This window comes from Rhodococcus sp. UFZ-B548 (genome assembly GCF_903819475.1).
In the GTDB taxonomy this organism is placed as follows: domain Bacteria; phylum Actinomycetota; class Actinomycetes; order Mycobacteriales; family Mycobacteriaceae; genus Rhodococcus_F; species Rhodococcus_F erythropolis.
Genome location: NZ_CAIJDS010000149.1, coordinates 1 through 1,405 on the forward strand (window position 1 = coordinate 1; position 1,405 = coordinate 1,405).

Genomic DNA, 1,405 nt, shown 5'->3' on the forward strand with positions numbered 1-1,405 from the left:
ATCTCCTCGTTCAGGCTGTCAGTGCAGCAGAGGTAGTCGAGTTCATCTCCTCATCAATTGTGTTGTCGTCACCGGTTTCCGAGGCAACGAGACTTACTCGGGAGCGAGCCAAGACATCCAGTCCGAGGTATCGACGGCCTTCGGTCCACTCGTCGTGTTGCTCGGCGAGCACCGCTCCGACGAGCCGGATCAGGGAGGTGCGGTCAGGGAAAATACCGACGACATCGGTCCGCCGACGGATCTCCTTGTTGAGTCGTTCCTGCGGATTGTTAGACCAGATCTGACGCCAGATCTCCTTCGGAAACCCGGTGAACGCGAGCAACTCGGCGCGGGCGTCATCGAGATGCGCCGCCACCTTTGGAAGCTTGCCAGACAAGGCATCGAGCATCCGATCATACTGTTCCTCAACACCTTTCCGGTCTGGTTGATCGTAAATCGAATGCAGCATCGTCTTCACCCACGGCCATTGCGTTTTCGGGGTGATCGACATGAGATTGACCGCGTAGTGCGTTCGACAGCGTTGCCATGATGCACCGGGCAAGGTGGCGCCGATCGACGCCACGAGACCGGCGTGGGCGTCGGAGGTCACCAACTTGACCCCGGTCAATCCGCGGGCGACCAAGCCGCGAAAGAACGTCAACCAGCCGGCCTTGTCCTCCCCGGACGAGACGTCGACACCCAAAATTTCTCGGTGCCCGTCGCGGTTGATTCCGACCGCCAACAAGGCGTGCACGTTCATCACGCGCCCGTTCTCACGCACCTTGAGCACCAGTGCATCGGCGGCGACGAACGTGTACGGGCCTTGATCGAGTGGCCGGGTGCGAAACGATTCGACTTGTTCGTCGAGGTCACGAGCCATAATTGACACCTGCGACTTCGACAAGCTGTTGATGCCCAACGATTCGACGAGTTTCTCCATCCGCCGCGTCGAAACCCCAAGCAGATAGCAGGTCGCGACGACAGAGGTCAGCGCCCGTTCGGCGCGCTTGCGGCGCTCGAGCAGCCAATCAGGAAAATAGGATCCTTGCCGCAACTTCGGGATCGGGATGTCGAGTGTTCCTGCACGAGTGTCGAAGTCGCGGTGCCGGTAACCGTTGCGCGAGTTGACGCGGTCGTCGGTACGTTCTCCGTATCCGGCACCGCACAGGCTGTCAGCTTCGGCGCCCATCAGCGCGGTGATGAACGTTCCGAGCATCGAGCGGAGCAGGTCGGGGCTCGCTGCGGCGAGTTGGTCGGACAGAAACTTTTCGGGGTCGATAAAGTTGTGATCGGTCATCGCGTGTTCTCTCTTCAGGTCGAGTTGGTAGCTCTCTTGAAGAATCACGCGGTGGCCGTCCTCATCGGGGTAGCGACACGCCCACAGTTTCAGGACGAGTGGTCGTACACCACTCTGCTGGACTCAACC

General features: G+C 59.9%; 1 protein-coding gene. It reads right to left on the minus strand.

Annotated features, from left to right (window positions below; translation table 11 throughout):
• Positions 1-10: 10 nt before the first annotated feature.
• Positions 11-1,276 (minus strand): IS256 family transposase, encoded by a 1,266-nt coding sequence (locus H7C86_RS36890; RefSeq protein WP_182263514.1) that lies wholly within the window; start codon positions 1,274-1,276, stop codon positions 11-13.
• Positions 1,277-1,405: the final 129 nt, after the last annotated feature.